Source organism: Cobetia sp. QF-1, from assembly GCF_002213105.1.
In the GTDB taxonomy this organism is placed as follows: Bacteria; Pseudomonadota; Gammaproteobacteria; order Pseudomonadales; family Halomonadaceae; genus Cobetia; species Cobetia crustatorum.
The window spans coordinates 51,188-77,708 of sequence record NZ_NBVS01000009.1; the positions used below are offsets into that span (position 1 = coordinate 51,188).

Sequence of the window (26,521 nt, forward strand, 5' to 3'; positions counted from 1 at the left end):
ACCCATCATATATTCAAGAGGGTTAGTCACTGCCAAACAAATCCCTTGTATACACTTTATCAGCTACATCCATGAGCTCTTCCGCCATACGATTACTGAGAATAACATCAGCCTCTTTCTTGAAGGCCGCGAGATCACTCAACACACGAGAGCCGAAAAAGGAGTCTTCTTCCAACACCGGTTCATAGACGATGACCTCAATACCCTTGGCTTTGATGCGCTTCATCACACCCTGCATGGCACTGGCGCGGAAGTTGTCAGAACCTGACTTCATCACCAGACGATAGATACCTACCACTTCCGGGTTGCGCTTGAGTACCGACTCCGCGATGAAGTCCTTGCGTGTCGTGTTGGCGTCAACGATGGCCTGAATCATGTTGTTCGGCACATCCCCATAATTCGCCAACAGCTGCTTGGTGTCCTTGGGTAGACAGTAGCCACCATACCCGAACGACGGATTGTGATAATGCTGGCCGATACGCGGGTCCAGCCCTACCCCTTCGATGATCTGCTTGGCATCCAGGCCATGAGTCTCGGCATAGGTGTCCAACTCATTGAAGTAGGCCACACGCATCGCAAGATAGGTATTCGCGAACAGCTTGATGGCCTCCGCCTCAGTGCTATCAGTGAACAACACGTCAATGCCCTGCTTGATGGCCCCTTCCTTGAGCAGACCGGCAAATACCTCGGCACGCTCAGAGCGCTCACCGACGATGATGCGCGAAGGATGCAGGTTGTCATACAGCGCCTTGCCTTCACGCAGAAATTCCGGCGAGAAGATAAGATTCTGCGTCTGGAAGCGCTCACGAGCTTCGGCGGTATATCCCACCGGCACGGTCGACTTGATCACCATCACTGCATCAGAATTGATCGCCATCACATCCTGAATCACCGACTCGACACTGGATGTATTGAAGTAGTTCGTCTTCGGGTCATAGTCCGTCGGCGTCGCGATAACGACGAAGCGAGCATCACGATAAGCCGCCTCTTTATCCAACGTCGCGCGAAAGTTGAGATCGCCACGGGCGAGAAATTCGTTGATCTCGGTATCTTCAATCGGAGAGACACCACGGTTCAGCCCTTCTACCTTCTCCGCGATGATGTCCACTGCTACCACTTCGTGGTGTTGTGATAGCAACATGGCGTTGGAGAGTCCGACATAGCCTGTACCTGCGATAGCAATTTTCATTGATAGTGACCTTACGAAAAAATGATATGGCAAGAATAAAGCCATAAAAAAGAAATCAAATTCAAGACATAATACAGCAGATGCCTTTATCAGAAATAATTCAAAATTATGCGATAGAGAAACGCCATATTATTCACTCGTTGCTGAAGATCATACTGCGCTTCGATTGTGCTTCTGGCCGCGCGACCTAATTCGCACTTCAGACTATCAACCGCGAATAGCCTGACCAGCGCGTCAGCCAGATGCTCCGAACTCTCGGTCGGAAATAACAACCCATTTTCTTCATAATTTACTGAATGACGATTCTCTAGAATATTAGAGATTACTATAGGGAGCCCGTAACCCATGGCTTCCAAGATAGTAAGCAGTAATCGGCTTGCTACGGATCACGACGACACCCGAGGCCTCGGCACTGATCTCGTTGATCCTCCCGGAGCGGGAAATCGCATCCGCCAGTATCAGTCGCTCACTGCCGAGTGGCACATTTCCGGAACGCAACACTTATTCCATAACTGCTATAGCCTGATCTTCTCCACTGGTCACATGCAGCACATCACCATCACGCAGAAAACGATTTTCGCGCTGACCACCCTTGGGCATCAGTGCATGCAACGAGAGTGGTATTTCCCGCCCCTGACGAGTCAGAATGATGCGATGCCAGTTGGCTGCTCGCAGTTGCTCCACCCACACGACTCAGCGCATCCAGTACCGCAAAAGGTTCAGCCGTGAGCGACAGCTAGCCTGGTGCGCCAACTTCACCAGACACATATATATATACTTGGGGTGGAACGCTGCCACCTTCACGTCCAAGTGTGGATCCATCAGATATTGGGAAACCCTTCGCGTCATCATCGAGCGGACGTCACCCAACATCATGCCGCTGACCTTTACACGCCCGATATCGATATAGGGGTAAAAGAGCGTTCCGTCATTGCGTACCAGATTGCCAGCCTCAACAGCTTCCCTCTCTCCGCCTGCTGGAGGGGTGAATTCTGGATGGTCATATACGGGATCATTAATGGATGCCGTTTCGGTCTGATAATCTATGTGACTACCCAGTGTCTAGGCACAGCCAGCAATGTCGATAACCATGAATCATGTATAGCTCTCGCCAGAAGAATTTGGACACGCTACCGCCCCGAGATATTTGACGGCACATTCCCCGAGGCCCGTTTGCGAGCACCGAGAGGTCTCGCAACATGTAGATGCATCATCATTGATTCCAAACAAGAACCAATCATGCGTCCTTTGAAAATCGTCTTCATGACGAGAAAGCGATGCAATGAGACGTCAAGCCCTCCCACGATATCGCTTTCGGTGTAGCGTTTACCTTCAATTCAAGAAGCGTGCTTCAATATTGGCAAGTCAATTATTCTGAATGCCAAGACGTAAAGACCCCTCCGCAGGGCAATCAATCAATGATCATTGCCATCTCACAGAACATCCCATTAACAGCTTGATAAAGACTTTCTTCAGGAAAACGGCGCTTTCTTAAAATTTGTACAGCGTATCACTCTCGCATCAAAAGATGAGTCATGAATACCAAGCCCAATGTGTACACACGCAAGAACATCACACCGACAAGGCTTTTTATCCAGAAGACAAGGTAGTACTCGCAAGGTGAAAAGAGAGCTTTGACATGGCTCATGCAGTGCTATAGATACACAAGAAAAATCAGCTCTGCTAAGCATCTCTAAAACGAGAAATGTACTTAATAAGCGACGCATCATACTGCATCGTGATACTTACTTCCCACTGCTTATTGACAATCAATTCAGTTCCTCTCAAAGGCAACGTATCATTATATTTTAATAAGCCATTGAATATAAAGGATTTATTTTTCTAATTCCACAAAACAAGTCACATCTATCAAAGGTTTACAGCACCATTTTTGTGTAGCTGTAATGCGACTCACCACAAAGGCGCAGGCCATAAGATACCCAAAGATACAATTTAATTACATTGTCGACACAAACCAGCAGTCGCAATATCAATATTTTAATTTCAACATGACCAGAAAAATAATCATATTTGATTAGTGATCTTTACCAAGACAAGGATTTGAGATTAGCTTTAAGTCACCTATTGAGTCTTCTTTCTTCCTACCTGCCCTACTGAGTCTTCTCGCTTGTCATCATTATTCATTGCCCGAAAGAACAATAAACTTTCTCTGCAGCATCGCAATAAGATAAGCTATCGTGAATAGCATCCACAGTATTTTCGATGTGCCATCTCGACTCTTACATCATAAGCTGAAGACAGTGCTAGCTTGAAGCACCAAGCCAGCACGTCTTGGCCAATACACATGTATTGGCAGATATCCCTCAGAAACCTGCTGTAATCGATACGCTTGAGATAATGTAATTGATTCTAAAATTGAAACAATGACCGTTCATATCATGACAATGACCATACTTGCATCAGCACTTTTAGAAGTGCGAATTTCCTGTTCAGGAAGATAAGGGAACACCTATATGAAGCGTACCGCCACGACACTGATGATTGCTGGACTGACTCTGTCACCGCTGGTTGCACAGATAGCTCACGCTGAGAGCGAAGCTTCTACACAGAGCAACACCTCGACCAATACGGCGAGCGGTGGTTCTGCCGCAGGTGCAGGTGCAGCAGGCGGTATGGCAGTAGGCAGCATGGCTGCTATCGCGGCGGGACTAGCTGTTGCAGTCGGTCTCGCGGCAAGTGTTACCTCAGGAGGAGATGGCAGTAGTGGCGGTAGCACCAGTGGTGGCGGCGGCGACAATACTGGCGGCGGCGACAACACCGACGGCGGCGACAACACCGACGGCGGCGACAACACCGACGGCGGCGACAACACCGACGGCGGCGACACCACTGGCGGCAGCGACACCACTGGCGGCAGCGACAACACCGACGGCGGCGACAATACTGGCGGCGGCGACAACACCGACGGCGGCGACACCACTGGCGGCAGCGACAACACCGACGGCGGCGACAATACTGGCGGCGGCGACAACACCGGCGGCGGCGACAATACTGGCGGCGGCGACAACACCGACGGCGGCGACAACACTGGCGGCGGCGACAACACCGACGGTGGCGACAATACTGGCGGCGGCGACAATACAGCCCCTGATGGCGGTGACGACACGACCGGAACCACAGGGCCTACGGGCACCACCGGCATCACTGATCCGAGTGATGGCAGTAACCCCGATCAAGGCGGCGAGCCTGGTGATGGCGACGGCACTACAGGTACGACAGGTACCACAGGCACAACCGGTACGACTGGCACCACGGGCTCGACCGGTACAACTGGCACCACCGGCACTACAGGTACCTTCTAATCATCATGAAGCCGATATCCATTGCACGGCAGGGTCGCCAGGTGGCTCTGCTCTCCGTGATAGGGAGCATCTTGCTCGTCGGATGCTCGACACTCGAGCAGGGCCAGCTTGGTCAGACAGCAGGTGCTGTCATGGGCAGGGATATGTTTGATGCTGAGCAAGCGCGCGCCCTGCCCTATGCCTCTCTGCGTCTCAGTCATGGGGGCAATACAGGCCTGGTGGTGCTTGCCACATTGGACGCGCCGGCGTCTGACGCATCTGTCAGACAAGAGCTGGCACGCTTCGAGACGGCTGATCATGCCTTCATTCGTCTCGAGAATAGCCTGCTTGGCGGTACGGCGGGCTTTGACCATGACTTGCTCGACATGCAGCGCGACATGCACGTGAAGCAAGACGCTGTTGTCGCCGAGTCTGTTGGTACTGGGCCTGTTAGTACTGGGTCTGTTGATAGCAAGCCTGTTGTCACGGTGCAGGGTGGCGAGACTTCGTCCTCCACTCAACCGTGGAGACTGGATACCCAGCATGTTCTGCATTACGACGTGCGTTCACGCTGGCGACGCATGGATGGCTCGGAAGGTTATGCCCTCGGGCGCGCAGAGTGGCAGTGCGCGCCTGCTCGCCCGGTGGCATTGCCACTCGGGACACAATCATTGGCCGAGTGTCAGGAGAAAATTCACTGGCAGAACGGCAAGGTGAGCACCAACCACTATGGCGTGGCAGACTCCAATGACGATTCTCTCCCTGCGCGTGTCTGGACGGCTGATGTTCAGCCATGGCCGAACGCCCCTCGCTGGAGCTGGGAGGTGGCCCGTGGCTGGTGGTAAACCTTCACTGCGGATCACTTCCGCGAGTCGCGTCACACAACGATGCGCACTGGCAGTGACGTTAGCTGTCACCTCCCTCGCCAGCCTCTCTACTGTCGCTGACGAGATACCAGTAGCTTCTTCGCTTCCCGATAGCGTGACACTGAGTGAGGCTGTCAATCGCCAGCTACCTGAGCTGGCTGCCCCGACAGGGATCGAGTGGCCCTACGCCTTCGTGGCAACACAAACCACACGTGAGCGCTCACGTGCACTCGGAGAGCGGCTGTTCTTTGAGGTGCGTCAGCTCGCCGCTCAGGCACGCTTCGAGACGCAACTGCAACGTGACGGACTTGCCAGCTGGGCGCGCGTGCTTCGGCGCAGCCCTGTCGCTGGCCGTCAGGTCGGGCGTATCGATCCGATCTCATTATGGCGGACACCGCGACGGGATATTCCACTGGATGACAATGACAGGCTTGGCCAGTGTCAGCAGGACAATCGCATTCAGCTGTGGAGCGCCATTGGCGTTCGTCATCTGGAGTGGAGCTCCGGATTGACGCTACGCCAGGCGCTGGATGGCCTGCCCGACGCGCGGAGCAATGCCGAACACGCCAGTATCATCACGTTGGGTGGCGCCATCTTCTCGCGCGGTATCAGTGCCTGGAACGATCAGCCCTACACGCTCGCGCCGGGCGATCGCATCGTGGTGGACCTGCCCCGCATTTCGGCGGCCACGGCGTGGGTCAATCACAGCCTGCCTGAGTGGCTCAGCCTGCAATGGCCGGGAAAGGGTTGCCGTGTGGTAAATGCCATCAGCGGTGAAACTCAGGAGGTCGAATACATCAACTCGCTCATCAATGTCAGTGAGCCTGCCATGCCAGCAGTCGAGAATGTCAGCGGAGACGGCACGCCATGATGGCTTATTCTTTATCCTCTGTTCACGATCGATTACACACCGCCATTCGTCAGCTCGTATATCTGAGTGCCGGCATGTTACTCATCCCGTCAGCTCATGCAGGGCTGTTGGATGGTGAGCAGCCGGTAGAAAGCCGTCTGAGTGGGCTGGGCCATGGCCAATCAGATTTCGGTGGTGTCGGCCTGATGCAGACACCCACTGCACGCATGCAGAGAGCAGGCAGCCTGGCGTTTTCCTATACCGATGTTTCGCCCTATCGACGCTATAACGTCAGCCTGCAACCGCTGGAGTGGCTTGAGGCTGGCTTCCGCTATACCGAAGTCACCAACCGACTCTATGGCGAGGCCATTGCGGGTGATCGTGATTACCTCGACAAGGGGGTCGATGCCAAGATTAGCCTGTGGGAAGAAAGCCGTTATCTGCCGGCCATCGCCGTCGGACTGCGCGATATGGGCGGCACCAGCCTGTTTGGCAGTGAATATCTAGTCGCCAGCAAACGTTGGTACGACTTCGACTTCACGCTCGGTTTGGGCTGGGGCTATCTCGGTGCCCGTGGTGATCTCAACAACCCGCTGGGCTGGGCAAGCAGCAACTACAATGACCGTCCGGGGCGTGGTGAGACTGGCGGTGATCAGGGCGGCGAGTTCTCGCTCGACAGCCTGTTCAAGGGCCAGATGGGCATCTTCGGCGGTGTCGAATGGCAAACGCCCTGGCAGCCACTGGTACTGATGGCCGAGCTGGATGGCAACGATTACCAGAGCGAACCGCAGAGCAATGATCAGGAGCAAGACAGTCCGATCAACCTTGGCGCGCGTCTGAGCGTAACCGATAATCTGACGCTCAAGGCGGGCTGGGAGCGCGGCAATACCGCCATGCTCGGCGTCACCTTTGGTGTCGATCTCGCAGGGCTGTCACAGGCCAAGCTGGATGCACCGCCGGAGCAGCTTGTCGCCAAGGCGCCGTTGAGTAACCAAGTCAGCTGGCCTGAGCTCTCCCGAGAGATACAGGCGCAATCCGGCATTCGTGTCGATAGCCTGTCACGTGAAGGCACAGCGCTGATCGTCAGTGGTGAGAGCACGCGTTTCCGCTCGACCGCACAGGCGGAAGGACGCGCCAACCGCGTGCTGCATAACCGGCTGGATGACTACTTCGAGAACTTCCACTATCGCTTGCGCTCCGGTGGGCTTGATACACGCGAAGATGTTCACTCACGTGCTGATATTGCCAAGGCAGGCCACGATGTACGCCAGCAGCTGCGCTATACCCACAGTGTCTATGCCTTGGCAGCGACCGAGCCCAATGACAGCAAGGCCGAGGGAGCAGCACGCTATTCCGGCGAGAAGGTGTTGCTGGAAAATACCAATGACCGCTGGAGCGCCGGCTTCTCACCGGGCCTTAACCAGAACATCGGCGGCCCGGATGGCTATCTGTATCAGGCCTATCTGAAGGGCTCAGCCGCTTGGCGAACTGACCGACATGGCTGGCTGTCGGGCTCGGCGCAGCTGACGTTGTTTGATAACTTCGATCAATTCGATTACATCTCGGACTCGAAGCTGCCGCGCGTACGTTCATATATCGGTCGCTACATCGAGGAAACTGATATCGGCATCGATAATCTGCAGTACACACGCACGCATCAGTTCGGTCGTAACTGGTACGGCATGGCGTACGGCGGCATTCTCGAGATGATGTATGCCGGTGTCGGCGGCGAAGTGCTCTATCGGCCGCTAGGCTCCCCGCTGGCGTATGGCGTGGATATCAACTGGGTGAAGCAGCGCGAATTTGACCAGCAGTTTGGCCTGCGCGACTACTCAACCACCACCGGCCACGCAAGTGTCTATTGGGATACCGGCTACAAGGATGTACTGGCCAAGGTCAGTCTGGGTCGCTATCTCGCCGAAGATATCGGCATGACCTTTGATGTATCACGTGGCTTTGCCAATGGCGCACGCATGGGCGCCTGGGCGACCTTTACCGATGCCGGCGACGACTTCGGGGAAGGCAGCTTCGACAAGGGCTTCTATATCATGTTGCCGCTGGATGCCTTCTTCGTGCACTCAAGCCGCGATAATATCGGTTTGGCCTGGAGCCCGCTGACACGCGATGGTGGCGCACGCCTCAATCGCAAGTACAGCCTGTATGACATGACCAGCTATCGCGACATGGACGAGTACTGGCAGGGCTTCGAGTCGAAAGTCTGGAAGTGACGCCGTCGCGCATGGCATGAAAAACAGGAAGGCCTCGATCATTGTTGATCGAGGCCTTCCTGTTTTCACTCATGTCTCCGTATTGGCGTATCCGTGCTCGACAATCCGTCGTGACAGCAACGTCACCGCGCGGAGAAAACGTGCATCGGCGCGAGTGACAGCGCCGCCCTCTATAACGGTGCCACCCTCAATGACAGCGCCAGTCGCCCCACCACTGCTACGTGCGGCCAGTTGCGCGCCTTCCAGCAGGGCCAGACAGGCATCCGCTTCCAGTGCCGGTTCACTGACAGCCCGCAGGCTGCCGTCCTCTCTGCCTCGCGCAAAGACGCTACTCAGCCAGTCGTGAACCATGGCGCGAAACGCATCCAGCTGCGCCACGATGCTTTCTGGCAAGCGTGCACAGCCCAGTGACAGCGCCACGCACAGGCAGTAGGTATTGCCCTGGTCAAGTGCCTGACGATACAGATCGATGATGCCCGCCAGCTGCTGACCCGCCGTGGTGGAGGCGAGCGTCAGTGCCTCAAGCGCCTGCTGCATGGCAAGGTGATAGCGCTGCATGACCGCCTGCAACAGATCAGGCTTGGTCGGAAAGTGGTAATGAATACTGGCCGTGCGAATACCGACCGCAGCACTGAGGTCCTTGTAGCTGAAACCATCATGTCCACAGCGGCGTGCAGCAGACTCAGCTGCATCCAGCAGAGCATTTCGAGTATCCATCGGGCATCCTGTCAGCGTATGGAAGGCAGATGATTGAAGGCGGACGATTGAAGGTCAATCAACGCATCACCATCGCCTGTTTCGCCTACATGATACCCGTCTGCCTCACCTCTCGACACATGCCCGCCAGTGCGTGAAGGTCTCTACTGCTGAAAAGCTGATCACTTGCCATCGGTGGGCAGACGAATCTGGGCAAGATGGCCACGCTTGATCCATAGCCGCACTCCCTGCTCACCGCTGCGCGCCGTCAGCACATCCCCTACGGGCAGCCGCAACCAACCATGACGCGGCATGTCCTGCTCACCAAAGACTGGCTGATCGAGTCGCAAGTCACCTTCGAGCACCAGTACTTCAGCGCCCTGCGGGGCTGCTAACGTCAGCGCAGTATTGGAAGCCCATTGCTGCACTACCACCTCTTCATGCGCATCCTGAAAGAGCGGCAGGCTAACGCACTTCTCGCCGGCGGTATCCCGCGGCAGCTGATGCATGTCGTGACATAGCTGCGTGCGGTCTTCCGGCGCAAATTGCCAAAGCTTGACGAAGATCACGCAGCCTTCACTGGCCCCCGGCGTGTGCTGCGAGGTCGGGGGATTGCGCACATAGCTGCCTGCCGGAAAGTCGCCGTGTTCATCCTGGAAGGTGCCTTCCAACACGATGAATTCCTCACCGCCCGCGTGTACATGCGGTGAAAACTGACTGCCCGGCGCATAGCGCACGATGCTGGTGGCACGTGCGACCTCCCCGCCGATGCGGTCCAGCATACGTCGATCAACACCCATCATCGGTGATGGCTGCCACGCCAACTGTGCCGTATTGATCAGCACTCGCTGCGTGAAATCTTCATTCACGTTCATTGGCCCAGTGACTCCTGCCAAGCCTTCACACTCTCACGCGCCAGCACGCGTGCATGCCAGGCATGGAGATGCGTCAGCGTTTCCGGCACTTCGATATCAGTAAAGCCGATGAAGCACATGCCGGCGAAGGCGGTAATGTCGGCCACGCTGAAACGCTCACCCGCCAACCAGTCCTGAGTGGCGAGCAGCTCATTGAACTGACTCAGCGTGGCCACGGCGACCTCGCGCTGGCGCAGGCCCCAGTCACGGTTCTGATGTTGCTCAAGCACTGGACCAAGACCTGCAGTGGCGTGATGGAAGTAGGCGCCTACGGCATCCAGCAGATTCGCTTCCGCGCGACGGTTCATCATGCTGATCACACCACGTTCAGTGACGTTGATGCCTGTCAGCGAGGGCGCAGCGGTGTGGGCATCCAAATACTCGATGATGGCGGTGCACTGCGACAAGGCAGTGCCATCCTCCAGCACCAGACACGGCACCGACGCATCCGGATTCATGGCACGGAAGGCTTCGCCACGATGCTCACCGTTCATGACATCCACCTCGACACACTGCACCTGATCGAAGATGCCTTTTTCATACAGCGCAATGCGAACACGGGCCGGATTCGGAAACGCAGCCAGATCATGCAGAACAAGACGTGAGGAGGGTGTCATGGCAGAACTCCAGATGGGGGGAATTTCGAGGCTAACGAAGAGGAAATCGAAAAGTCATGTCGAGAACGAGCAGGTAGAGAACGAGCCATGCCAAGCATCAGCCGTGTCGACAACCATCATGACAGCGCTCTACTCACTGACATCAACACTAGACTACCTACCTATAGATAGGCAAATGAAATATTTTCTCGCCACTATCCACGTATGCCACATTGAGTACGTCAATTGTGTCCACCACTGCCGGGCGCCTCTACCTGCATCACTGGAGCAAGACATTCACATCACTGAAACAGGACACTGCAACGCAACAGGCTTCGCCCGGAATCGAGCGAAGCCTGTTTCTAACTTCCTTGCGCCATTGGCAGCCTGTCAGTACATACCAGCAGCCAGCATCTCAACGGCCAGTGCGTATCAACGACCCGTAAAGTTGTTGCGCACCAGATCTACCACATCGTCCATGCGCCCATTGAGCAGCGCCTTGGCAGAATACAGTGCAGTGGACGCGACCTGCCCTGCTTCGATATGCGGCGGCATGACCAGCTCCATGCGGTTGACCTTGACCTCGAGAATGCCCGGCCCGTCCTGCGCGAGCAGTGCTTGCACGGCCTCATCCAGCTCGTGCTTGGCTTCGACACGACGACCCCACAGGCCGAGTGATTGGGCGACGAGTGAAAAGTCCGGATTTTCAAGATCGGTATAGCTGTCCAACAGCCCATCGACCTTCTGTTCCAGCTCAACGAAGCCCAGCGTGCTGTTGTTGAAGACCACGATCTTGACCGGCACTTTCTCCTGCTTGAGGGTGAGCAGATCCCCCATCAACATCGAAAGCCCACCGTCGCCGCACATGGCAATCACCTGACGCTCCGGATACGCCTTCTGGATGCCGATCGCCTGCGGGTAGGCATTGGCCATCGTACCGTGCACCAGGCTTGGCAGCGTACGGCGCTTGCCGTTGGTGCGAATATGGCGCAGGCACCATACCATCGGGCTGCCACAGTCAGCAGTGAAGACCGCATCTTCTGTCGCATGCCGATTCAGTGCCAGCGTCACCTCCTGCGGGTGAATCAAGTGTTCATCATCAGAGGTCACGGCATCATCATCGCGGGCAGCCAGATACTTCTTGCGGCAGCTCTGCAGCCACTCCGTATCCTCGCGTGGCTCGATGCGGGCCAGCAGTGCCTCGCAGGTATCCTTGACGCTCCCGACCACGCCGATATCCACTGGATGACGCAGCCCGATCTTGCCCGGATCAAGATCGACCTGAATCACGGTGGCCTTGTCAGGGTAGAACTGCGACCACGCAAAGCTGCAGCCAAGCAGCAGCAAGGTGTCACAGTCAGCGACGGCCTCATACCCGCCATTCAGGCCGAAGACCCCCGTCATTCCGACTTCATACTCGTTGTTGGGCTCAATGAAGTCCTTAGCGCGTGACGTCCAAGCCACTGGCGCCTTGAGTCGTTCCGCCAGCGCCATCACCTCGGCTTGCGCGTGCTGACAGCCCACCCCGGCATAGATCGTCACCTTGCCTTTCTGGCTCAGCGCAGTGGCGACAGCCTCAAGCTCCGCCTCTCCCGGGCGAATCACCGGTGCAAAGCGATGCGCGCGCCATGGCAAGGACGTGGAAGGCTTCTCCGGGAACAGATCCCCCGGCACGATCAACACGGCTACACCGCCTTCCGCCAACGCTTTCTGGGCAGCGATCGCCACCATTCGGCGCGCATTCTCGGGATTGGTCAGGTATTCACAGAATACGCTGTACTGAGAGAACAGCGCCTTCTGATCAACATCCTGCGGAAAACCCACCCCCATCTGCGCTGTCTCGATCTGCGAGGCGATGAAAACAACGGGGGCACCATTGCGGTGCGACTCCATCAGGCCATTGATGAAATGCGTGCTGCCAGGCCCACAGCTACCAGCACAGCACGCCAGCTCACCAGTGATGAAGGCCTCCCCCCCTGCCGCGAAGCCGCCCACTTCCTCATGCCGGACGTGTACCCAGTCCATGTCGGAGCGCCGAATGGCATCCGTAAAGTGGTTGATGGTGTCACCAACGATACCGTAGCAACGTTTGCCACCGGCCTCGCTCAATGTCTCGACGATGATTTCCGCAACGGTCTGTCCAGAGGTATGTGCCATGCGAGGTATTTTCCTTTTCTGGTGAGCTAGAGCAGGATGAGCAATACATTCACTCATTCAAATAAATAGTGAACTAAGACGTTGGGATGACCCCGATAAATGCAATGGCAAGGATGCCATCCATGAATGGCACGCGGCGTTGCGTGCGGCGTAGCATGATCTTCAAGCTTGGGTGCAAGACTCGTGACAGAGGAGAGAATGATGCTGGAGAAGATGGGATTACGGTGGCCGATCATTCAGGCTCCGATGGCAGGCGTCTCGACGCCTCGTCTGGCAGCCGAGGTCTCGAAGGCAGGCGGGCTGGGCTCGATCGGCGTCGGTGCCACGGATGCCGACGGCGCCCGCAGGATGATCACTGAACTGCAAGCGCTGACCGGCAGACCCTTCAACGTCAATGTCTTCGTGCACCCGGCCCCGACACATGACACTGCTCGCGAGAGCGCCTGGCGGGAGTGGCTGACGCCGCACTTCCAGGCCTTCGACGCAAAGCCCCCCGCCAGACTCGACACGCTCTATACCAGCTTTGCCGATGACCCCGACATGCTGGCGATGTTGCTGGAGACCCGCCCACCGGTTGTCAGCTTTCACTTCGGCCTGCCCTCACGCGACATCATCCGCGCCCTAAAGGAGGCAGGCATCTGGCTCATGGCGACGGCGACCCACCTGGAGGAAGCCAGCGCCATCGAGCGTTCTGGCCTGGATGCCATCGTGGCGCAAGGGTTCGAAGCGGGAGGTCATCGCGGCATGTTTGATCCAAAAGCCGCGGATACCCAGCTGAGCACTGCCGCCCTGACAAGGCAGCTGGTTGACGCCACGCACCTGCCGATCATTGCCGCAGGAGGCATCATGAATGGTGAGGCCATTGCCGCCGCTCTCGCGAATGGCGCCGTGGCAGCCCAACTCGGAACCGCCTTCATCGCCTGCCCGGAATCCAGCGCCGATACCGCCTACCGAGACGCACTCACAGGGCCAGCAGCGCATGACACCCGCATGACCTCGATCGTCTCGGGCCGCCCTGCGCGCATTCTCGCCAATCGGTTTGCCCGCCTGATGGAAGACCCATCATGCCCCACACCACCGGACTACCCTCTCACCTACGCCGCCGGCAAGGCGCTCAACACCGCCGCCCGCTCGCAGGGCGACACCGGTTTCGGGGCACAGTGGGCGGGCCAGGGCGCCCCGCTGGCCAGAGCGATGCCAGCGGGAGAGCTGATGGGAGAGCTGATCAAGGAGCTGACGTTTGCCTGGACCAGTTGAAACCATCAGTGAATAACAATGCTAACGAGTAATAGCCGCCACGCAGATCCAGTCGCACAGACCCAGTGCGCGATATTGGATCGGTACGAGATCTTGTAGCTTTGTCATTCGTCTTACGCCTACCTCTAACTCCACTCCCTCCTTCACAGAATCATCAATCTATTCAATAAGATAAAGGCAAGTGGTCGCTTCCTCACCTTGCAAGTGAAAAAAATACATTTTTTTTCACTTGCAAGGCAATAAAACATAGCTATTTTCACTGCATGGATACCAAACACAGGATGCCAGTGCATCTAGCAACGTACAGCCTGTGAGAAGCATCCATGGAATCAAGGCGCTCATCACACGCGCCCTCTTCACAGAAAGAGTAAGTATTTACGATATCGTCATTATCATTATATATGCCAGATGATGTCGACTTATTAGATATGCACCTTAATATGACAACAATAAACCGACCATTGCGATGTTGATTATCTTATTAAAAAAGACATGAACTATCATGTATTTTATTGATGGATCATACGTTGCCATGGTAAGCCTTCGGAGGTGGATTTTGTGAGTGTGACACCCAATAAATTAATAGCCAGCACGACTTCTTCACTATCACACAAGAAGAAAACAGGCCTTCTTGGCAAGTATGACAAAGGGCTTTTCTGGCCAGTACTCATCACCTACTCCCTTATCATGACGGGTGCCCTGCTCGCACCGAAACAAACAGGAGAGGCTCTCTCAGGAATAAGAGATTTTCTAATTTTCAACTTTGGCTGGAGCTTTCTATTAGGTGTCGCTGCGACACTGATTTTCTGCTTCTATCTCTTAGTGAGTCCCTTCGGCAGTATCCGCCTAGGACCTGATGACTCTCGACCTGATTTTAGTTACATGGCCTGGATCTCCATGATTGTCAGCTGCGGACTGGGCATCGGCTTTGTCTTTTTTAGTGTCGCCGAACCGCTTAACCATCTATATACCTCGTCACACGTTCAGGACTTGAACGAAGTGGGTCAACAAGCCGGTGTTCGCGGAGCCATTCTGGATACCTTGATGAATTGGGGCATGCATGGCTGGGCTCTATTTGCGGTAGCTGCCTGGGCCATCGCTTTCCCGGCATACCGCCTCGGGCAGCCATTGACGGTCGCAACGGGCCTATATGGCATCCTCGGCGAACGCTGCAATACCAGCCTGTGGGGAAAATTGGCCAACGGCCTTGGCGTGATCGGCACCATCGGCGGCAACGCGGCCATGATTGGCCTCGGTGTCGCCTCTATCAACTATGCGCTGAACACCCTCTTTGGCATCGAGTTTGGCGCATTTGGACAGACGATGGTCATAATGGTGATCATCATTGCTTACGTCGCCTCTGCCGCAACGGGAATAGAGCGCGGCATCAAGTACCTGAGCATCATCAACATGGCCATGGCAGGCGCCATACTAGTCGCTATCCTCGCCTTTGGGCATGCGCCAGCTCAATATCTGCTTAACATGATGACCCAGCAGTTTGGCGACTATTTCAGCTCAGTGTTCACAGCTCAACTCTGGACAGATGCCGATAACTTCGAACAGCGTGACTGGGTGGGCTGGTGGATGATCTTTTATTGGCTCTGGTACATCTCCTACATCCCTTTCTGCGGTGGCTTCATTGCCCGTATTTCACGCGGAAGAACCTTGCGCGAGTTCATTTTCGGTGTCGTTGTAGTGCCAATGCTATTAGCCATCGTATGGTTCAGCATCTGGGGTGGCTCGGCCGGCTATGCCGAGGTCAATCAGATCGTGCCGCTATGGGAGAGCGTCCAACAGCAGCCAGAGTCAGGCATCTATCTACTCCTTGAGAGTATGCCAGGCGGTTGGTGGTTAAGCCTGATGGTGCTTTTCAATATCGTTGTCTTTGCAGTGACCACATCAGACTCAGCATCCTTCTTTGCAGCCATGCAAATCTCCAATGGTAATGAGAATCCCAAGATAATGATGCGACTCCTCTGGGGCGTAATCATTGGCATCACGGGTATTGTATTCCAGCTATCGGGGGGCTTTACCGCCATCAAGAGCTTGGCGATTGTCGTAGGCGCTCCTTTCTTCATTGTCAGTATTGCTTATATGTTTTCTGTCTATCGCATGTTGAAAGCCACTCTCGAAGAGACTAATAGCATCATTAGTATAGATGATAATGCTACTCAGAAATATTCTATAAATTCGCTAACTACTGCCTCAAGTCATTCTCAAAGTAGTGCTATTAAATAAAATAAAATTTATGTATCCAAACCGCCATTGACTGCCAATAACGATACGGATGGTGACACGCGATGACAGTAAAACAGCCCTATAACCCTCATTATGATCCTTTGAAAGATGCCTCACCTGGAGAAGGCATGGAGTATGCCCCCAGCTACTGGCGCTACCACGCCGGCCCGCCTCCCGAGGATGATGGCCCCGTCACTGACGACATGGAGGCAGACGTGGTGCTGATAGGTGCCGGCTTTACCGGCCTTGCCACGGCGATGTTCCTGGCGCGTGAGCACGGTATCAAGGCGGTGGTACTGGAAGCCAATCAGATCGGCTGGGGCTGCACCAGCCGCAATGGCGGCCAGGGCCATCTGGCCTGGGGACGCCTGAGCCGCAGCCAGTGGGTCAAGAAATGGGGGGTCGACATGGCGCGTCAGCTGCACACCAATAGCCTCGAAGGTTTCGAGGTCTTCAAGTCTCTGACCCAGGACCCGGAAGTGGATTGCGAGCCTCAACCGCTGGGTAATCTGCTGATCGCCCATAGCCCGCAGGCCATGCAGCATCTCGAGGCCGAATCACGCCTGTGCAACAACATCCTCGGTTACCGGACCCGGACACTGGACCGTGCGACGGTGCATCGTGACTTCATTGGGGATCAGGAAAGTCTTGGCGCGATGCTGGAGCCCGAGGGCATCGCGGTACAGCCGCTCAAGCTGGCCTACAGCTATGCGCGTATCGCGCGCCGCCATGGCGCCAGAATCCACACCAGCAGCCCGGTACAACACTGGACGACAGAGAACGGCATCCACTATCTGCAGACACCGGGAGGCACGGTAAAGGCACGCGCGGTAGGTATCGCCACGGCGGGCTATACCAGCCCCAACCTCCACTCACTGACCGCCTATCGCAACATGCCGATCATGGCCAATTCGGTGTGGACGCGCACACTGACCGACGATGAGATCGAGGCTTGCGGCCTGCGTTCGACCATCCTGACCACGGATACCCGCAAGCTGCGTTACTACTACCGCCTGCTACCAGAGAAGCGTCTGCAGATAGGAACCCGGAGTGCGATCAGTGGCGCCGATGCTCAGAATGCACGTCACCTTGATGTTGTTCATGCAGCCATTGCTCGCAAGTTTCCTCTTCTCGCGGGCATCGAGACGCCATGGTTCTCGCATGGCTGGATGGATATCTCTCACGACATGATGCCGCGTATCGTGCAGCCTGATCCGAAACAGAAAATCTTCTATTCCCAGGGCTATAGCGGTAATGGCGTGTCGTTCTCGGCCTATGCCTCCAAACAACTCGCCGCGCTGATCGCCGGCCAGTCACTGCCCGAGAGCCACCTGCCGATCTTCAACTCCCCACTGCCCGCCCATCCGCTCAGGCCGATCCGGCGCATGGGGCAGCATCTGCTCTACAAGTATTTCCAGGTGCTGGACAAGGTGAGTTGAGCCACGACTCGCTCTCTACGCTCGCCGACCACCGTCTTTCATGTTGCTCAATACGCTGCGGCGCTCCCGAATGACGTCGCGGCACCTCCCACTGGCATGCCACTCCCGGCATGCATGCACCAGAGACCCGTACCATGAACCGTGAACAGATGACCGCCATGTTCGATGCCTTCAATCGCCACGCCATCGATGATGTCATGGAGTACTTCGCCGACGATGTGGTCTTCGACACCGTGTCCGGCGATGAGGCGCACGGCACGCGTATCGTCGGCAAGGCCGCCGTGCGCGATGCCTTCGTCAACACCTGGACGACCATGCCCGATGTGCAGTGGGCCAAGGGCGAGTTCTTCTTCGCCGATCAGCGCGTCGTCTCCGAATGCACCTTCATGGCGACGCAACCGAATGGCCTGCGCGTCGAAGCCGAGAGCGTAGACCTCTTCACCATCGAGAAGGGCAAGATCACCCGCAAGCAGGCCTTCCGCAAGCAGCGACCGGCCTTCTCGGTGCCAGGGGCATAGGAGCAGGAGCAGGAGCAGGAGCAGGAGCAGGAGCAGGAGCAGGAGCAGGAGCAGGAGCAGGAGCAGGAGCAGGAGCATCTTGACTCAACGCTTGAAGCCATAAAAAGACCAGCCTTGCGCTGGTCTTTTTCGCTTTATAAGCGTCCATATATCTTCTTTACACATGACATGGATATCATTTCCTACGGCGCATGCTGGTAAGCTTTATGTAGTATGTCGCAAGTAGATCGATATGAATGACGACGAGATGACTGGTCACGAGGACACAGAATGCCCCCACGCGAGAGTCGCCCACCAGCACAGGATGTCACTGCCCCTACCAGCAGTGCCGAGCAGGAGGATCTTCGGATTGGCAGGCAACTACGTGACCTGCGCAAGTCTCGCAAGATCACGCTTGCCGAACTGGCACACACCGCAGGTAAGTCCGTCGGCTATCTAAGTCAGGTAGAGCGAGGCGTGTCATCGCTGCCTATTGGTCTACTCCAGACGCTTAGTGATGCACTTGGGGTACGCGTAAGCTGGTTCTTCCAGCCAAGCGATTCACAGACCGAAGTCGAGCAGGATTACATCGTGCGCGCCGAGTATCGTCGGTCCATGAACCTCAGCGCCATCGGTGCACGGGAAGAACTGCTCTCCCCCCGCCTGAGCGGTCAGCTCATCCTGATCATGACTCGATTGCAGCCCGGTGGTAGTGGCGGTGAGACTCCTCGCCAACGGCGCGGCGAAGAAGCTGGATACCTCGAACACGGCCAGTTGGAACTCACTATCGGCGATCAAGTCTTCCACCTGAAAGCTGGTGACAGCTTCTCACTAAACGGCGACGAACCACATTGGATTCGCAACCCCGGCGAGACCGAGACCCGCATCGTCTGGGTGATGACGGGCGTGGAGTACTGAGCCCCTCATCTCCATGAGGCCCCTTCAACGGGGCATCTTGTCCCGCGTCGTGTAATAGACGCTGTCGATATGCGAGAGCATCGCGCGTTCCGCAGCATCGGGATCGCCGGCGCGCAGCGCTTCCACAATTCGAACGTGCTCTTCATAGCTGCGCTTGATCGATCCGCTTTCTGCCATGACCTGACGTCGGATATTCAGCGCGTAGGTGTAAAGCTCATGCGCGTAGCGGATCAGTATCTCGTTACGCGAATATTCGGCGATGACATGATGAAAGTTCTGATCCGAGAGCTGGAAGTTGACGGGAGATTCGAAGTGCTGGGACTGAGCCTCGAGCAATGCGTCCAGCTTTTTCAATCCTGCCTCATCAATGTGTCGCGCAGCGCGGCGCGCGATGGCTGACTCCACCACGATACGGCTCTCGAAGACGCTCTCGATATCCAGATTATTGAGCTCGTCCCCCTGCTGACGTGCCGGATGATTGCGGAAGTTGTCGATCACGGCCTCACTGGCACAGACACGCGACTTGCTGCCATGCGAGACATTGATCAGCCCATAGCCGATCAACAACGATAGCCCACCCCTGACCGTCTCACGACTGACTCCAAACAACTGCGCCAGCTCACGCTCACTGGGCAGCTCGTCACCATCTCGCAGCAACCCTGTCAGAATCATCTCGATCAGCTTGTCAGCGAGAATTTCCTTCTTCGTCTGATTTTTCAGCGCTTTCTCGAAGGCGAAAGGCGTCTGGTTCATGTGGCCTCCACTGGTATGCATTTAATACCAGAATAACTGACATGATCCATCCTCGCACCAGAAAACCGACCATAGTCGTAATTCTATAGAAAACCTTGACCATCGCTGGATGACTCAGCTAAGTTTTCTAGCAACTGGTCCGGTAAACCAACCAGCAGACCAAGCTTTGATCTTGATCGCTTCATGGATAACAACGACAACTCTTACAAGGCTGGAATCTCTCATGACTGCATCACGCCCTGTCATTGCCCTGACTCTCGGTGACCCTGCCGGTATCGGCCCGGAGCTGATCGCTCGCCTGATCGCGGAACCCGAGCAGTTCGCCGAGACGCACACCGTACTGATCGGCGATGCCTGGCTGTGGGAGCAGGGCCAACGCCAGGCCGGACTCTTCACCGAGCTGCCACGCGTCACAAGCTTCGCGGAAGCCCGTGAACACGAGGGCCCGTCATTGATGCTGATGGAGAGCGTGGCAAAGCAGGAGGTGACGCTGGCCGAGGAAAGCGCTGCCTGTGGCGCCTCGACCCTCGCGGTGCTGTCTCGTTGCCTGGAAGCGGCCCAGAACGAGGAAGTCGACGCCATCTGCTTCGCGCCACTCAACAAGCTGTCGATGAAGAAAGGTGGCCTTGGCCATGAGGACGAGCTGCACTTCTTCGCCGAGACGCTGGGTGTCAAAGGCTATTTCTGTGAGTTCAATACCCTGGGGACACTCTGGACCTCACGTATTTCCTCGCATATCCCGCTCAAGGATGCCGCCGAGTACGTCACCCAAGAGCGCATCATCGCCGCCAGCCAGCTGATTCACGACTCCCTGAAACTCGCCGGTATTGAACAGCCACGTATCGCCGTGGCCGCCTTCAATCCCCATGGTGGCGAGGGCGGCACCTGCGGGCGTGAGGAGATCGATGTCATCGCACCTGCCGTGGCCGAGTGCCGCGCCCAGGACTATCCCGTGGAAGGCCCCTTCCCGGCTGACACCATCTTCATCAAGGCACGTGACGGTGAATATGACGCCATCGTGACCATGTACCACGACCAGGGGCAGATCGCGATCAAGCTGCTGGGCTTCAAGTCCGGCGTCACCGTCCAAGGCGGCCTGCCAATCCCCATCACCACGCCGGCCCACGGCACCGCCTTCGATATCGCCGGCCAAGGCAAGGCGGACGTGAACCCGACCCGCAATGCCTTCGCGATCGCCAAGCGCATGGGCACCAACCTGCGCGCGCTGCGCCTCGAGACCGCGTCGGCCTGACGCCTTGTCACTCTTGCTCACGTATCTGCGCCAACGTCATCCACAACAAGGATAATCCGATGAAAATCACCAAGGTCAGAACCCGCGTCTTCGAATGGAAAGGCCACACCGTTCCCCCCACTGCCCACTTCTGCTCCAACGCCATGGATGAGCTGTGGGACAAGGGCGACTCGATGGGCACCTTCCGCTTCCACGGCTGGACGGTGGTGGAAATCGAGACCGACAACGGGCTGGTGGGGCTTGGCAACGTGGCACTCGCCCCGCGCATCGCCAAGGCGATCATCGATCAGTACCTCGCGCCGCTGATCATCGGTCAGGACCCCTTCGACTACGAATACCTGTGGCAGCGCATGTATCGCTCCACCCACGCCTGGGGCCGCAAGGGCATCGGCATGGCCGCCATTTCCGGTGTGGATATCGCCATCTGGGACATCATGGGCAAGGCGGTCGGCAAGCCGGTCTTCAAGCTGCTGGGTGGACGCACCAAGGACAAGATCCCCTGCTACGCCTCCAAGCTCTACCGCACCGACCTCAAGGGCATGCAGGAAGAGGCCCAGTCCTATCTGGATCAAGGCTTCACTGCAATGAAGATGCGCTTCGGATACGGCCCGCGTGATGGTGTGACAGGGGTGCGTGCCAACCTTGATAGCGTCGCCGCCGTGCGCGAAGTCATCGGCGAGGACATCGATCTGATGCTCGAGTGCTACATGGGCTGGAATCTGGACTATGCCAAGCGCATGTTGCCGAAGCTCGAGCGCTTCCAGCCGCGCTGGCTGGAAGAGCCGGTGATCGCCGATGACATCGATGGCTACGCCGAACTCAATCAGCTGACCAGCATTCCCATCTCCGGTGGCGAGCACGAATTCACCCACTACGGCTTCCGCCAGCTGCTGGAAAAGCGTGCCGTCTCCGTCATCCAGTACGACACCAACCGGGTCGGTGGCATCACCGCGGCGCGCAAGATCAACGCCCTGGCCGAATCCTTCAGCGTGCCGGTCATCCCGCATGCCGGCCAGATGCACAACTACCACCTCACCATGGCCTCACTGGCCTCCCCGATGAGTGAGTACTTCCCGGTGCATGACGTCGAGATCGGCAACGAGCTCTTCTACTACATCTTCAAGGGCGACCCGGAGCCGGTGAACGGCTTCATCGACCTCGACGAAGAGACCCCGGGGCTGGGCCTTGAGCTGAACAGCGACTACTTCGATCAGTTCAACATCATCGAGTGAGGAAGCCATCATGAGACTCGTCCAACTTCGCACCGCCAACGGCCCGCGGGTCGCCGTGGTCGAAAGCCGCGACCAGCTGCGCCTGCTCGACTTCCCGGGCGGCACCTATGAGCTGGCCTCTCGCGCCATCGAGCTGGGCATCGGGCTCAGCGCACTGATCGAGCAGCACTACTCCCACACCCTGGTCGACTACAAGCAGGCCATCGATCGCCAGGAACTGCTGCCGCCGGTCACCCACCCGGATCGCGCGCGTTGCACCGTCACCGGTACCGGCCTGACTCACCTGGGCAGTGCCGATACCCGCGACGCCATGCATGCCGCCGCTCAGGCGCAGGATGACGCAAGTCTCACCGACTCGATGCGCATGTTCCGCATGGGGCTCGAGGGCGGCAAGCCCGCCGAGGGGCAGGTCGGCGCGCAGCCGGAATGGTTCTACAAGGGTGACGGCAGCATCGTGGTGGCACCGGAAACCGCGATCAGCGTGCCGGCCTTCGCCGAAGACGCCGGTGAAGAGCCCGAGCTGGTCGGCCTGTACTTGAACGATGCCAACGGTCAGCCGCATCGCATCGGCTACGCGGTAGGCAACGAGTTCTCCGATCACATCACCGAGCGCGCCAACTACCTGTGGCTGGCCCACTCCAAGCTGCGCGCCTGCAGCTACGGCCCTGAACTGCTGATCGGCGAGCTGCCCCAGCACCTGGAAGGCACCAGCCGCATCACCCGCGACGGCCAGACCCTGTGGGAGAAGCCCTTCCTGACCGGTGAGGCCAACATGGCCCACAGCCTGGCCAATCTGGAACACCACCACTTCAAGTACGCCCAGTTCCGCGCGCCGGGGGATCTGCACGTGCACTTCTTCGGCACTGCCACCCTGAGCTTCGCCGATCAGATCAAGGTGCAGGAAGGGGATCGCTTCGAGATCGAACTGCCCGCCTTCGGGCGTGCACTGCGCAATCCCGTCGCGTTCGAGTCTCACGACAACGACGCTGAGCAGCCATCCGCCATGGCGGTGCTGTGAGCACGCTTGAACAGCACTAGCCATAGAGGAGGGATCAGCGCCTGGAGGGTTTCGCCACCACCCGGCCCTGATCCCGTCAGCACCAGCGCCAGCAACACCAGCAGCACCGGCGTCAATAGCGCTTGTACGTACGAGAAGCATCACGACAATAACGAGAAAAGGGCTTCGCCATGACAACCTCAACACGCCACGCCGCCGCCTCACTCCTCACCGCCGCCCTTGCCAGTCTGCTACTGGCAGGACCATCACATGCCGCCACCTCGCTGACCTTCGCTCATGCGCATCCGGTCACCGACTCGCAGCACCTGGCCGCCGAACGCTTCGCCGAACGTCTGGCAGAACGCAGTGACGGTGAACTGACCGTCAAGATCTTCCCCAACGGTCAGCTGGGCAATGACCAGGCCATGATCTCGGGCGTGCGCAGCGGCACCATCGACCTGGAGCTCTCCGGCAATCCCTACTTCAGTGGTCTGGTCAGCGAGCTCAACGTGCTGGACCTGCCCTTCCTGTTCGACACCCGTGAGCAGGCCTATCAGGTGCTGGATGGCGATATCGGCCAGGACCTGCTGACCGCCATGCAGCCGCAACAGATCGAAGGACTGGCCTTCTGGGAAATCGGCTTTCGCAACCTGACCAACTCGCGACGTGCGGTCGAGAACGCCGAGGACGTCAGCGGCCTGACCCTGCGCACCACCCCGAATCCGGCGCATATCGCCGCCTTCCAGGCTCTCGGTGCCAATCCGACCCCGATGCCCTTCGCGGAGCTCTATACCGCGCTGGAAACCCGCACCGTGGATGGCCAGGAGAATCCGGTCAGCCTGATCCGCTCCGCCAACCTGTATTCCGTACAGGAGCACCTGTCGCTCACCGCACACGCCTACACCGCCGCCCCCTTGATCATGAACAAGCAGACGTTCGACAGCCTCGCGCCCGAACTGCAGACGCTGATCAAGGAAGAAGCTCAGGAAGCGGCCCGCTATCAGCGTCAGCTCAATCATGACAATGAGCAGGGCGATCTGGCCTTCCTCGAGGAGCAAGGCATGCAGGTCGTACGTGAGCCTGATACCGCTAGCATGCGTGCCAAGGTCGCCGAACCGGTGCGCGCTGAGTTCACTGCAAAGCACGGCAGTAAGCTGCTGGATCGCATCGACGCCGCTCTGGACCAGTAGTCAGAAGCTGCTCATCACTGCCTGCTCTGTACGCCGGGAATAACACCATGAAAAAACTGACCCAAGGGATGCCGCTCGCCATGCCCGTGCAAGGTTCCAGCTCCTCGCCACACTCTCTTCTCACTCGTGTGCCACAGGTATTCAAGAGCCTTGAGAAGGCCCTCACCCTGCTGATGGTGCTGGCACTGGTGGCGATGATCGCGCTGGTCTTCGTCAATGTCGTGCTGCGCTACGGCTTCAACAGCGGCATCTCGATCAGCGTCGAGCTGTCCCGCTTCCTGTTCGTCTGGGTCACCTTCATGGGCGCCGTGACGGCATTGATCCGTCAGGAGCACCTGAGCGTCAACACCTTCGCCGACAATCTGCCGGCGGCATGTCGCAGGGTGCTGGATCGCGTTGTCACCCTGGTGATGCTCGGCTGCTGCCTGATGCTGCTCAAGGGCAGCTTCGACCAGACGGTGCTCAACTGGAGCAACCTCTCCCCCATCAGCGGCATTCCTGTCGGTGTCTTCTATCTCGCCGGGCTGATGGCAGGCGTATTGATGACTCTGATTCTGCTCTGGCGCCTGCTGACACCGCTCCCGCTGCATGGTGTCACGGGGAAGAAAGCCACCGACCTCTCATCTGATCAGCAAGGAGACACACCATGACCATCGGGCTCTTCCTCGGCTCCCTGCTGGCTGCCATCGGCCTGAGCCTCCCCATCGCCTTTGCTCTGCTGGTCAGCGCCATCGTGCTGATGCTACATCTTGATCTTTTCAACTCACAAATTCTGGCCCAGAACCTCGTCAACGGCGCTGACAGCTACACCCTGCTGGCCATCCCGTTCTTCCTGACCGCTGGAGAAGTGATGTCGCGTGGCGGCCTCTCCCAGCGCATCGTCACGCTGGCGATGTCACTGGTCGGGCACCGCAAGGGCGGGCTGGGCTTCGTGGCCATCTTCGCCGCCATCGTCATGGCGAGCCTGTCGGGCTCGGCCGTCGCGGATACCGCCGCGCTTGCCAGCATGCTGTTGCCCATGATGCGCAAGGCCGGCTATCCGCTGGGCCGCTCGTCCGGCCTGATGGCCGCCGGCGGGATCATCGCGCCGATCATCCCGCCCTCGATTCCGCTGATCATCATCGGGGTCGCCGGTGGCATCTCGATCGGCAAGCTGTTCCTCGCCGGGATCGTGCCGGGGCTGATCATGGGCGTGACCCTGGTGGTGATGTGGCTGTTCATGACCCGCAAGGAAGATCTGGTCGTCACGAAGAAGGCCACCGGGCGTGAGCGCTTCAAGGCACTCAAGGACAGCTTCTGGGCCATCATGCTGCCGGTCATCATCATCGGCGGCATCAAGAGCGGCATCTTCACCCCGACCGAAGCCGGTGTGGTCGCTGCGGTCTACGCCATTTTCGTCGCCACCGTGGTCTACCGCGAACTGGACTTGAGCCAGCTCTACGCCGTGCTCGCCCAGGCCGCGCGCAGCACCGCCATCGTGATGTTCCTGGTGGCCGCCGCCATGGTCGCCTCCTGGCTGATCAGCATCGCCCAGCTGCCGCTGATGGTCGCCGGTCTGTTGCAGCCGCTGGCCGATGATCCGCGCATCCTGATGCTCGCCATCATGGGCATCGTGCTGGTGGTCGGCATGGTGATGGACCTGACGCCGACCATTCTGGTGCTCACGCCGATCCTGATGCCCATCGTCAAGCTGGCCGGTATCGATCCGGTCTACTTCGGGATCATGTTCGTCCTCAACTGCGCCATCGGCCTGATCACCCCGCCGGTCGGCAACGTGCTCAACGTGATCACCAGCGTCGGCAACCTCAAGTTCGAGAAGGCGGTCAGTGGCGTCGCGCCCTTCGCCCTCGCCTATGTGGTGATTCTGCTGCTGTTCGTGGCCTTCCCGCAGATCATCACCGTTCCCCTTTACTGGATGACCGACTGACCCGCAATTCTGCAGGTCGCCAG

The 26,521-nt window shown here is 57.6% G+C and carries 25 protein-coding genes; 15 read left to right on the forward strand and 10 right to left on the reverse strand.

From position 1 onward, the window contains the following. Nucleotides 1–22: 22 nt before the first annotated feature. From CFN46_RS14580 to CFN46_RS17880, 5 genes are all read right to left on the reverse strand, one after another. The gene (locus tag CFN46_RS14580; RefSeq protein ID WP_088743913.1) at nt 23–1,189 is read right to left on the reverse strand and encodes a nucleotide sugar dehydrogenase; all 1,167 of its coding nucleotides are present in this window, start codon (nt 1,187–1,189) and stop codon (nt 23–25) included. 89 nt (nt 1,190–1,278) lie between these two features. Beyond that, nucleotides 1,279–1,536 carry a hypothetical protein gene (locus tag CFN46_RS17875; RefSeq protein ID WP_088743914.1) on the reverse strand — a complete coding sequence of 86 codons (258 nt, stop codon included), beginning with the start codon at nt 1,534–1,536 and terminating at the stop codon, nt 1,279–1,281. Next, complete coding sequence (locus CFN46_RS17590; protein ID WP_176426494.1) at nt 1,505–1,687, reverse strand: hypothetical protein; 183 nt, start codon at nt 1,685–1,687, stop codon at nt 1,505–1,507. Before CFN46_RS17590 ends, CFN46_RS17875 begins: the two co-directional genes overlap by 32 nt. 3 nt (nt 1,688–1,690) lie before the next feature. Beyond that, complete coding sequence (locus CFN46_RS14590; RefSeq protein WP_088743915.1) at nt 1,691–1,879, reverse strand: hypothetical protein; 189 nt, start codon at nt 1,877–1,879, stop codon at nt 1,691–1,693. A gap of 3 nt (nt 1,880–1,882) precedes the next feature. Then, nucleotides 1,883–2,248 (reverse strand): polysaccharide biosynthesis/export family protein, encoded by a 366-nt coding sequence (locus CFN46_RS17880; RefSeq protein WP_088743916.1) that lies wholly within the window; start codon nt 2,246–2,248, stop codon nt 1,883–1,885. Nucleotides 2,249–3,663: 1,415 nt separating this feature from the next. Between CFN46_RS17880 and CFN46_RS17595 the strand changes: the two genes are divergently transcribed. The 4 genes from CFN46_RS17595 to CFN46_RS14620 all read left to right on the forward strand — a co-directional run bounded on the left by CFN46_RS17595 (nt 3,664) and on the right by CFN46_RS14620 (nt 8,435). Next, nucleotides 3,664–4,512, forward strand: coding sequence for a hypothetical protein (locus tag CFN46_RS17595; RefSeq protein ID WP_176426495.1), 849 nt, complete (start codon nt 3,664–3,666; stop codon nt 4,510–4,512). A 5-nt stretch (nt 4,513–4,517) separates the two neighbouring features. Continuing rightward, the gene (locus CFN46_RS17485; protein ID WP_141103667.1) at nt 4,518–5,336 is read left to right on the forward strand and encodes a YjbF family lipoprotein; all 819 of its coding nucleotides are present in this window, start codon (nt 4,518–4,520) and stop codon (nt 5,334–5,336) included. Next, nucleotides 5,323–6,228 (forward strand): capsule biosynthesis GfcC family protein, encoded by a 906-nt coding sequence (locus tag CFN46_RS14615; protein WP_176426496.1) that lies wholly within the window; start codon nt 5,323–5,325, stop codon nt 6,226–6,228. Before CFN46_RS17485 ends, CFN46_RS14615 begins: the two co-directional genes overlap by 14 nt. Before the next feature lie 74 nt (nt 6,229–6,302). Continuing rightward, on the forward strand, nt 6,303–8,435 hold the full coding sequence (locus tag CFN46_RS14620; RefSeq protein WP_088743984.1) for a YjbH domain-containing protein: 2,133 nt from the start codon (nt 6,303–6,305) through the stop codon (nt 8,433–8,435). A gap of 69 nt (nt 8,436–8,504) precedes the next feature. On the opposite strand, the gene CFN46_RS14625 is transcribed toward CFN46_RS14620, so the two are convergent. From CFN46_RS14625 to CFN46_RS14640, 4 genes are all read right to left on the reverse strand, one after another. Continuing rightward, the gene (locus tag CFN46_RS14625) at nt 8,505–9,152 is read right to left on the reverse strand and encodes a TetR/AcrR family transcriptional regulator (protein ID WP_088743921.1); all 648 of its coding nucleotides are present in this window, start codon (nt 9,150–9,152) and stop codon (nt 8,505–8,507) included. Nucleotides 9,153–9,313: 161 nt separating this feature from the next. After that, a complete protein-coding gene (locus CFN46_RS14630) occupies nt 9,314–10,006 on the reverse strand; it encodes a cupin domain-containing protein (protein ID WP_088743922.1) in 693 nt (230 codons plus the stop codon). Beyond that, nucleotides 10,003–10,662 carry a glutathione S-transferase family protein gene (locus CFN46_RS14635; RefSeq protein WP_088743923.1) on the reverse strand — a complete coding sequence of 220 codons (660 nt, stop codon included), beginning with the start codon at nt 10,660–10,662 and terminating at the stop codon, nt 10,003–10,005. Before CFN46_RS14635 ends, CFN46_RS14630 begins: the two co-directional genes overlap by 4 nt. 411 nt (nt 10,663–11,073) lie before the next feature. Continuing rightward, nucleotides 11,074–12,798, reverse strand: a complete 1,725-nt coding sequence (locus CFN46_RS14640) for a thiamine pyrophosphate-dependent enzyme (protein ID WP_088743924.1) — start codon at nt 12,796–12,798, stop codon at nt 11,074–11,076. Nucleotides 12,799–12,999: 201 nt separating this feature from the next. On the opposite strand from CFN46_RS14640, the gene CFN46_RS14645 reads away from it, so the two are divergent. The 5 genes from CFN46_RS14645 to CFN46_RS14670 all read left to right on the forward strand — a co-directional run bounded on the left by CFN46_RS14645 (nt 13,000) and on the right by CFN46_RS14670 (nt 19,147). Continuing rightward, nucleotides 13,000–14,055 carry a nitronate monooxygenase family protein gene (locus CFN46_RS14645; RefSeq protein ID WP_088743925.1) on the forward strand — a complete coding sequence of 352 codons (1,056 nt, stop codon included), beginning with the start codon at nt 13,000–13,002 and terminating at the stop codon, nt 14,053–14,055. Nucleotides 14,056–14,613: 558 nt separating this feature from the next. Next, entirely contained in the window at nt 14,614–16,293 is a 1,680-nt protein-coding gene (locus CFN46_RS14650; protein WP_141103668.1) for a BCCT family transporter, read from the forward strand. Between the two features lie 128 nt (nt 16,294–16,421). Continuing rightward, entirely contained in the window at nt 16,422–17,732 is a 1,311-nt protein-coding gene (locus tag CFN46_RS14655; RefSeq protein WP_254918506.1) for an FAD-binding oxidoreductase, read from the forward strand. Between the two features lie 134 nt (nt 17,733–17,866). Further along, nucleotides 17,867–18,250, forward strand: a complete 384-nt coding sequence (locus CFN46_RS14660) for a nuclear transport factor 2 family protein (RefSeq protein ID WP_217897834.1) — start codon at nt 17,867–17,869, stop codon at nt 18,248–18,250. A gap of 270 nt (nt 18,251–18,520) precedes the next feature. Continuing rightward, entirely contained in the window at nt 18,521–19,147 is a 627-nt protein-coding gene (locus CFN46_RS14670; protein WP_088743930.1) for a helix-turn-helix domain-containing protein, read from the forward strand. 24 nt (nt 19,148–19,171) lie between these two features. Here CFN46_RS14670 and CFN46_RS14675 read toward each other — a convergent pair whose 3' ends face one another. After that, nucleotides 19,172–19,900, reverse strand: coding sequence for a FadR/GntR family transcriptional regulator (locus CFN46_RS14675; protein ID WP_088743931.1), 729 nt, complete (start codon nt 19,898–19,900; stop codon nt 19,172–19,174). 223 nt (nt 19,901–20,123) lie between these two features. Here CFN46_RS14675 and CFN46_RS14680 point away from each other — a divergent pair, with 223 nt between their 5' ends. The 6 genes from CFN46_RS14680 to CFN46_RS14705 all read left to right on the forward strand — a co-directional run bounded on the left by CFN46_RS14680 (nt 20,124) and on the right by CFN46_RS14705 (nt 26,498). Further along, entirely contained in the window at nt 20,124–21,152 is a 1,029-nt protein-coding gene (locus CFN46_RS14680; protein WP_088743932.1) for a 4-hydroxythreonine-4-phosphate dehydrogenase PdxA, read from the forward strand. A 59-nt stretch (nt 21,153–21,211) separates the two neighbouring features. Beyond that, entirely contained in the window at nt 21,212–22,384 is a 1,173-nt protein-coding gene (locus CFN46_RS14685; RefSeq protein WP_088743933.1) for an L-rhamnonate dehydratase, read from the forward strand. Nucleotides 22,385–22,394: 10 nt separating this feature from the next. Then, complete coding sequence (gene araD1, locus CFN46_RS14690; RefSeq protein WP_088743934.1) at nt 22,395–23,402, forward strand: AraD1 family protein; 1,008 nt, start codon at nt 22,395–22,397, stop codon at nt 23,400–23,402. Between the two features lie 170 nt (nt 23,403–23,572). After that, complete coding sequence (locus tag CFN46_RS14695) at nt 23,573–24,571, forward strand: TRAP transporter substrate-binding protein (protein ID WP_088743935.1); 999 nt, start codon at nt 23,573–23,575, stop codon at nt 24,569–24,571. 47 nt (nt 24,572–24,618) lie between these two features. Then, on the forward strand, nt 24,619–25,221 hold the full coding sequence (locus tag CFN46_RS14700; protein WP_217897835.1) for a TRAP transporter small permease: 603 nt from the start codon (nt 24,619–24,621) through the stop codon (nt 25,219–25,221). Continuing rightward, nucleotides 25,218–26,498 (forward strand): TRAP transporter large permease subunit, encoded by a 1,281-nt coding sequence (locus tag CFN46_RS14705; RefSeq protein WP_088743936.1) that lies wholly within the window; start codon nt 25,218–25,220, stop codon nt 26,496–26,498. Before CFN46_RS14700 ends, CFN46_RS14705 begins: the two co-directional genes overlap by 4 nt. Nucleotides 26,499–26,521: the final 23 nt, after the last annotated feature.